This window comes from Mesobacillus boroniphilus JCM 21738 (assembly GCF_000517385.1).
In the GTDB taxonomy this organism is placed as follows: Bacteria; Bacillota; Bacilli; order Bacillales; family Cytobacillaceae; genus Mesobacillus; species Mesobacillus boroniphilus.
The window spans coordinates 1-8,240 of the sequence record NZ_BAUW01000128.1 but is presented as its reverse complement, the minus strand read 5'-3'; the positions used below and the strand labels follow the sequence as shown (position 1 = coordinate 8,240).

Below are 8,240 nucleotides of genomic sequence, written 5' to 3'. Positions count from 1 at the left end.
TATACAATAGTTATTATTGTTTGCGGCGTTCCTTCTCGTTCTTCTGCTTTTTCTAGTTCTACCCGAAAAGATACCATCGTCTCTCCCATATAGCCGTTATATTCCTTTATTACCTCGTCTACTAAATGCGTTTCACATACGACAACTGCCCGTTTTGTTAAGATATTAGCGTAGTGTTGTGCTTTTGTTGGTGTGGAATTTGCGAATTTAAGTACTTCTTCCTCCGTCATATACCGTAACTTTGTCACTAATTATTCCCCCTCCAATTATATATATTAAAGCAAAAATCGGCGATTACTTATTACAGACCTAGACTAATTAATAATCGCTTTCGGAATCAATAAATGCCAATATTTATTATAATGTCTATTTATCATTTATCTATTTTAATAAGAATTTGGATTAGCAATATGAGGAAAACAAAAAAACTCGATATAGTAGCTATTTCCCACTATATCAAGGTAATGTTTTATGTCAACTCAGCCTACTTTTTCCCGTTCTTACTTTAATAACAGCTTCTCTAATATCTCCTCTAAGCTTTGAATAATTTTTGTTTGCAAAATTCTATATCCACTTTCTTTGAAAAATGGCATTGATCCATCAAGATCTTCATCCAAAATTTAAAATAATTCTCTTTAGGCTTATCTTCTAAAGCAATGTGTTCTGTTGAATGCCTATAAATTCTAATTTTATGCAAGACCCTATGTAAATCAGGAAATGTACTTTTGAAATAATTCCAGAAATAATTTTTTTCTCCGTGAGCTTTCCCGTTTTTCTCTAAAGACTCCCCTAATGAGGTATGGATAGAACTAATAAATACTTTAAAATCATTTTCTGTATTAGCTACTGGCGATTCTAAAAGTCGTTGTACATCAGGAATAGTCCCTCCACCAATCCAGCCAATATTATTAATATTTAATAAATACTCATCAAAATCAGTTACTAACTGAATAATTCTTAATAGCTTATTTTTTAATTCTTCCTTAGAAATTAAGTTATGTTCATGTTTTAATTCTATTAAAGGTTTAAATTTTTCGATGATGTACTCTTTAGATTCTTTTTCATTCAATAAAAAACCCGTCTCAGTTATACCATACTAGCTGGGGCTTTTAGTTCATGCTTTTCTAAATATGATAAAACTCCTTGATTCTCCGATATTATAACACTATTTTGAAAAACAGGTACATTACTAATAAATAGATTCTTATATTTCTTTCGAATACTACTTATCTTTTCATATTGATTTTTTTGAAAGTTATCTATAAACTCCCTGCCAGATATTATAATACATATTTTAGCTTTTGTTTTTGCCTTTTCTTGTACAAGATTAATCAAAAAATCATCCGGAGTTTTTGTTTTTACTAAAGGTAAAGAAATATACACATACCCTTGATTTTTTTCTAATATTTCATAGGTGTGATTTCTTATTTGTAAGGGCGATAAATATTCATTAGACTCTTTATTAAAATTTTGATTACTTACTAAATCATTATTTTCAAAATAATTACCGATGCCGTTCTTTAATATTCCCTTTCCGTATTCTTCCAATTTAACTAATGCACTTTCATATTCTTCATATCTTTGTGAATCATCACAAATCATAAATCTATATTCTTCACTTACATTTTTGAAAATCAATATGTTTAAACGTTTATACTGTGTTGGCTTATTATCAACTTCAATAATATCTACTAAGTTCCCAGCGAATGTTTCCGGATCACGTTTTTGATATTCACTCAATACTTTTTTTAGTTGTGCAACCTTTAAATTATATACAGATGGTTGTTCAACTAAAGAATCTAAAACATCTAAATTGTTTCTCTAATAGTTTTTCTATTAATATACATACGATTTCTTTTTATTTCACCAGATAAAGCATCCATAGTGATATCAAGATAAATTTTTTCATTACTTTCGATTGTATGTTCCCTTAAATAAGAATATCCTTTTTCTGTAATCCATTTAGTATCAATATGAATCAATCCTAAATGAATCAAATTATACCAAGATGAAAAGACTAATTCTTGATCAATACCTAATAAAAGACCCATATCATCAATAAGCATATTTTCTTTATAAAGCCTTAAAATATACTCGTCTATTACAGGTAAACCTTTATCTTTTAACATTAAACATAATAATCTAATTTTATATTGAGGGAATCCGACCTCTCCGTAACCACATAGAGTATATCCGGGTAGATCTTTTTATATTTTTCAACAATTAACTCTATCCCCATTACATAATATCCTCCATAACACATTTCATAGGATGCCGATCAATAAATCTAATAATATCAGCAAAAGGATTACCTTTATATGTTTTCGCTTTATTAGCAAAATCAGCATTTCCTACTATAATAAGACATGTCTTACCTCTAGACAAAGCTACATTAAGTCTTCTTTCATCACGCAAAAACCCAATCTTGTTTTGATCATTACACCTAACTATATTATAAATAGAAATATCAGTTTCAGATCCTTGGAAAGCATCAACATTATCAATCATAATATTAATGCTTTTCCACTTTTGATCATGTGGTTTAATCAGATTAATTAATGATTTTTTTTGAGCATCATAACCTGATATTACTCCAACTTTTATTTTGGGATTTACTCCTTTATAACGTTCTTCAATTTCTTCAAGTTGTTTTAGAATTACCTTTGCCTCAGAACTATTTTTGTAAGAATTCAAAGATTCTTGCTCTCTATTCTCCTCTAAATATTGTGTATTTAGCCACACAATTGATTTTGGTGTCCACTGTAATAAATGCTTTCTTTCTTCTGCTGTTTTTCTAGCCTCGATAGTAGTTGTTGGGTAAAATACATCATTTATTAGATTTGAAATGGTAGGATGCATTCTAAACTGGGCAGTCAGAACTGATTTTGCCTCATCAGATATTTTTTCAAATAGCTCTTCAAATAGACTTTTTTCTAAATCTGAAGTTTTAATTCCTAATTCACTATCCAGAATATTACTTCTTTGATTACCTACAATAGGTGGTAATTGCTGATGATCTCCTACTAAAATAATTTTTTCCCTCTTATCATAGGTAATAGTAATTCTGGTGCAGTTGCCCTTGCAGCTTCATCGATGATTACCCAATCAAAAGCAATATCATTTAAAACATGTCTAGATGCAATTCCGGTGCAAGTTGCTGCAACAACTGACGCATCTTGAGCAAAAATCTCATCAAATTCTTCTAAGGAATTTAACCTACGGTGCCATTCTTTTATTACTCCAACAATTCTCTTAACATTACTAGGTGCTTGAAATAATGGATTATTTTCATCAGAAACATCATTTATTGATATATTCTCAATTTCCTTTTGTATTTCATCTGATAATTCTTTATTTATATTATGGTTTTGATTTAAGTAATTTAATAATTCATCCTTTGAATTTTTTTTAACACCCTCTACCCATTTTTCTAATTGGTTACTTATTAATAAAGATTGCGATTCTTTCGATATTCTTTCGCTTCTTCCTACCCTTATTATCCTTTTATCTTTATCAAGATTTTTAATTATACTCTGGATCGCATGATCAACTGCTACATGAGAAGGAGAAGCAAGAAGTATTTTATTATTAGGGTTTTCTTTTAATATTTGACCTACTATTTCAGTAATTACTGTTGTTTTTCCTGTTCCTGGTGGTCCTTGTATTAAAAAGAGATCTTTGGTTGAAAGAGCTTTTTTTACTGCTACTTTATTTAACTCATCTAAGTTTTCGTCAATAAATTTATTTATTTCTTTACTTGTTTCAACTGTAGCTATTGATGGTTCAACTATAATATCTTTTATGTTTGGATTTAATAAGTCTCCAAATTTTAGAGCTCTTACCGCCCTTCGAAATCTTTTTATAGCTGCAGCTGATTGTATAACATCAATTCCTAGTTTTCCTCTTTTTTTCCAAATCATCAAAGTCAACATCATTTTTTACTGATATGACTATATTCGATTCTTCTATACTATCAAACGTTCCAACAGTTACCTGTTCTCTCCTTTTATCAGTTAACTGAATTAAATCTCCATTTTCTATCGTATAATCTAATTTACTTACTCTAACTTTTATTTTATTATTTTCAAAATTATACTCAAGGTCACTATAAATCCCTAAATAACTTTTTTTATCATTCAGGCTATTTTCTTCATCTAAATATTTTTCCCATTTATTAATTAATAAATTATTTTGTCTTTCTCTTGATAATCGGACATCTCTTTTTTGTTTTTCAACATTTACTTTGTCTAATGATTACAGCCAAGGGATCTTACCACCCCTGCCATCTTTTTTACCACTGTTCGCCAAGAAATTTACCAGGCTAGGCCAACACGTGTGACCGTCAAGTAGAATGACACAATTTTTGCTCATTTAAGTGACAACACAAAATAGAATGAAAACTAATGTGACCTCTATGATTAATAAAAGACATTTATAGAAGTATGTTTTATTAAATATAAAAAGAGCCAAAATATACAAGTTGTGTATAAAACTAGCGTAATTTAGGCTCTTTTAGCTCTTTTAGCTCTTTTAGCTCTTTTAGCTCTTTTAGCTCTTTTAGCTCTTTTAGCTATTTTTTTGTTTCACTAAACCAGCTAATAGGAGTCAAGAACTTCTTATTAAAATATTTGTTATTCCTGTTATACTTTTGAAGGCACGCCAAACAACCCTCCAAATACCGTTTGGAAGGTTTTTCATTAGCTGTTTTATCTTTTTGATTAAGCCATATCTAGGAACTGCTCATTCCTTTTTAGGATTGCATAAATCCAGTGTAAAAGCTTGTTTACACAAGCTATCATTGCTACTTTTGAAGGCTTTCCTTCATTTCGTTTCCGATCATAATACTCTTTTAGCTTCTTGTTCCTTGAGCTTCTTATACCGCATAAAACGGCCATATACAAAGCGTGCCGTAATCGGCTTGAACCTCGTTTAGTAATATGATTTATAGTAGTTGTGAACTTACCTGATGAATGAACACTTGGATCTATTCCAGCGTAAGCCACAAGTTTTTTAGGGTGATTAAACCGGTAAATTTCTCCGATTTCGGAAATAATCGTTGCCGCGATCTTTCCTCCTATTCCGGGAATTGATTGGATTATCTTACATTCTTCAATTTCTTCTGCCAGGACATCTATCTCTGCCTCTATACAGGATAAGTGTTCTTGGTACTGAAGAAGCATAGAGATATACATATCCAAACTGAACAACTGACTTTGATACACACCTTGTTGGAAAGGATTTCGCTCAGCCGAAGCTATTAATTTAGCTGCCCTCTCCCTAGCCCAACCCTCAGACCGTTTTATACGCATTCCCACAATTCGCTCCAGTATCTTTGCTTCACCAGATCTCAGAACTTCTTCAGATGTAGGAAACTCCTTTAAAATCTGTAGAGAAACTTTTGAAAATAGATCTCCAACGTGTCCCCTGTATTCAGGAAATACTTGATCAAGAATAGTATGAAACTGAAGTTTAGCTTGGATATAAAGGTTCGTAACGGTCTCGTATTTCATTCATAAGGTTCTTAGGTTTAAAAGTCTTAGTCCTCTTTTCTTATAAGGCTCAAATTCTTCCTTGTAATAAAGAACACAAAGATGATATGCATCAACCGCATCTGTTTTTACCTTCCTCAGGCTTGTTTTCTTTGCTTGATAAGAGATAATCGGATTTACCAAGATATTTAAAAATTGATTATCCTCCAGACATTGAATAAGTTAGCCATTAAATAATTAGGTTACTGTGTTGATAACAGTTATTTTTTGAATACTCTTTTTAATAAACTGTCTCCCACAAGTAATAAAATTAAGCATATTACCAAAAACCACCAACCCCAACCCTTCCAGTAGGTGGTTGCGATTAATACAATTGAAAAATACAATCCTAATTTAAACAACCAATATAAAAATTGCATAGTAAATCCCCTCAAATAAAAAAACTTGAAAAATTTATGATTCCTATTTTAACTTCTCTTTATAAAAAACCCATTACACATTCTAATTTTTAAATATTTAGGATGTGTAATGGGAAAGTTCATTTCTGTTCTTATTCTATTATTTTAGTAGTTAAGATAGCCATTATTACGTTTTCGATCTCTTGCGTCTGCATAAGCAAAAAGTTTGCTTCCTGGGTCTGATTCCCACATCAAGAGAGTAAAGGCGCCGGATACAGCAACAAATATATAACTAGCAATTGTAGCGGACACACCTTTAGCTATGAGTTTCTTTTTTAAATTTTGGGCAAACATTATTGCAGCATCTTCTGCTTTGTATTTAGCAGCAAGATCTCGTAACCACTTTGCAGTCATTTTAACAGGCTTAAGAGTAATAAGTGTTATTGCTGTATTAATCGCATTACTAATAAACCATTTAGAATTCCACCAATGATTTCCCCAAACGTATCCACTTGGATCCACATACATTACTGGATTATTGGCTACGTATGCAAATAAGTTTGACATCAAAGTTAAATTTTGATATTCGCTTGGTGCCTTTAATGCCTCATCAGTTAAGGCTTTTATTACCATTGAATTATCCGGATTAATAAATCTACCTACATCAGATTTATAATATCTACTCTTTAAATAGTACAATCCTGTTGTTTCATCAAAACGATATCCTGCATAACGGTATGGGTTTGATGTAGCCATTGTACCAGTTTGAAAAATTATATTTCCCCAAGCATCATATTCATACTGGCCAACTACATTTCCATTTTCATCCGTTAAAGCCGTCACATCACCTCTACTGTTGAAATGATAATAATAAACTTTTCCGGATTTTGTCATAGTCACAGGATTACCATAAGTATCCCAAGTATACTCTGAAATAATGGTATTATTGCCATCCGTTTCTGCGATAACCTTATCACCATTGTAATGGAAGTTGGTTGTGCCTGAAGATGTCGTTATGCTTGTGCGCTTGCCTTCATGGTCATAGGTGAACTTCCCAAGGGAAGTACCCGCTTTGTCCTTCACCTCGATCAGCTGATTTTCCTCATTGTAGATGTAGGTTTTATCCCCATCATTTGTGAGGTTTCCGTTCTGGTCGTAGGTATGTGCCTGGCCATTGACGTTTGTCAGTTCATTTCCGGCATTATACGTATAGGTGGTGGTAGTTGCTGCCGTCCCTTTTGTTTCAATCTTCTTTGTGCGGTTACCTACCGCATCGTATTCATACGAGATCACTGTACCGTCTGTGAGCGTTTCTTTTATCAGCTGGTTCAGTGCATCGTATTCGTACAGAATCGTTCCTTTGTCGGTTGCAATGCTGGTCTGGTTGCTATTCGGGTCATAGCTGTACTTGTACGAATTTAATACAGTCCCGTCGTTCTTGTAGTTTTTCAGTTCGTTCAGGCGGTTTGCGTCATCATATTGCAGCGATGTATAGGAATTGTTCGCCCTTCTGACGGAAGTTACATTTCCTCTTTCATCATAGACAAACTTCGCCCGGTTTGAACCGTTTCTTGACAATGCAGTAAGCTGATTTAGCTTATTATATGCAAATTCTGTTGAAGCACTTGCTGTACCAGCCGTGAATAAAACGGAAGTAAGATTCTCATTCGGATCATACCCATAATCAAGTTTGGCTGATCCCTTGGTTTCCTGGGTTAAACGGCGGTTCTTGTCGTAAGTAAACGTTTTTTCGCTTCCCGATGCATCAGTCACCGAAGTCAGGTTCCCATTTGCATCGTAGCCGAAACCCCATTTCTTCACTCCGTTTACATATGTGCCGCTTAAAAGGTTGCGGACATCAAATGTGCTTGTAATCGAGTCGCCTTTAGGGTAAACCATTTTTGTCTGGTTGCCATTCCGGTCATACTCAAACAGGGTCACCTGATTTAATGGATTCGTAAATTTGGACACAAGGTTAAACTCGTTGTAGTCGTACTTCGTCAGGTTCCCTTTGGCATCGGTTACGTTTGTTCGGTTCCCGTTGCCATCGTAACCATAGGAAGTCACGCCAAGTTTCGCATCTGTCACTTTTGTCAACAGGCTGCGGCCATCATACGCAAAGGAAGTCTTTTGCCCTTTTGCATCTGTCACGCTTGTCCTGTTTCCGACGGCATCATAGCCAAATGAAACCGTATTGCCGAGCTGGTCTTTGACACCTGTTAAATAATTCCCTCCAGCATCATATGTGTTGGACGTGATGGAAGTCCCGATTACCAGACGCATCGCATCAAAATAAGCCGTACCAGACTGGTTGTTGTAATGGTAGTAAACATCAAGCGAATTGAATGCTTTT

Annotated in this window: 7 protein-coding genes and 1 pseudogene; all 8 read right to left on the bottom strand. The window is 33.4% G+C overall.

Going from position 1 to position 8,240, the window contains the following annotated elements; translation table 11 throughout:
• Positions 1-248 (bottom strand): hypothetical protein (locus tag JCM21738_RS20095; protein ID WP_035210019.1); only part of this gene is annotated, 248 nt, incomplete at its 3' end.
• A 284-nt stretch (positions 249-532) separates the two neighbouring features.
• Entirely contained in the window at positions 533-1,069 is a 537-nt protein-coding gene (locus JCM21738_RS20090; RefSeq protein ID WP_023626494.1) for a hypothetical protein, read from the bottom strand.
• A 17-nt stretch (positions 1,070-1,086) separates the two neighbouring features.
• Positions 1,087-1,740 (bottom strand): hypothetical protein, encoded by a 654-nt coding sequence (locus JCM21738_RS20085; protein ID WP_023626493.1) that lies wholly within the window; start codon positions 1,738-1,740, stop codon positions 1,087-1,089.
• 68 nt (positions 1,741-1,808) lie between these two features.
• Positions 1,809-2,129, bottom strand: a complete 321-nt coding sequence (locus JCM21738_RS20080) for a hypothetical protein (protein ID WP_023626492.1) — start codon at positions 2,127-2,129, stop codon at positions 1,809-1,811.
• 109 nt (positions 2,130-2,238) lie between these two features.
• Positions 2,239-2,952, bottom strand: a complete 714-nt coding sequence (locus JCM21738_RS20075) for an ATP-binding protein (RefSeq protein ID WP_256360221.1) — start codon at positions 2,950-2,952, stop codon at positions 2,239-2,241.
• A gap of 71 nt (positions 2,953-3,023) precedes the next feature.
• Entirely contained in the window at positions 3,024-3,920 is an 897-nt protein-coding gene (locus JCM21738_RS20070) for an AAA domain-containing protein (protein WP_023626489.1), read from the bottom strand.
• A 798-nt stretch (positions 3,921-4,718) separates the two neighbouring features.
• Positions 4,719-5,711: pseudogene (locus tag JCM21738_RS20065) on the bottom strand (IS110 family RNA-guided transposase); the annotation flags it as partial.
• A gap of 341 nt (positions 5,712-6,052) precedes the next feature.
• On the bottom strand, positions 6,053-8,240 hold a 2,188-nt coding region (locus JCM21738_RS20060), incomplete at its 5' end, for an RHS repeat domain-containing protein (protein WP_148296153.1).

Coding starts and splice junctions, on each gene's coding strand:
- JCM21738_RS20070 (WP_023626489.1), bottom strand. CDS start 3,920: ATGATTTGGAAAAAAAGAGGAAAACTAGGAATTGATGTTATACAATCA.
- JCM21738_RS20080 (WP_023626492.1), bottom strand. CDS start 2,129: ATGTTAAAAGATAAAGGTTTACCTGTAATAGACGAGTATATTTTAAGG.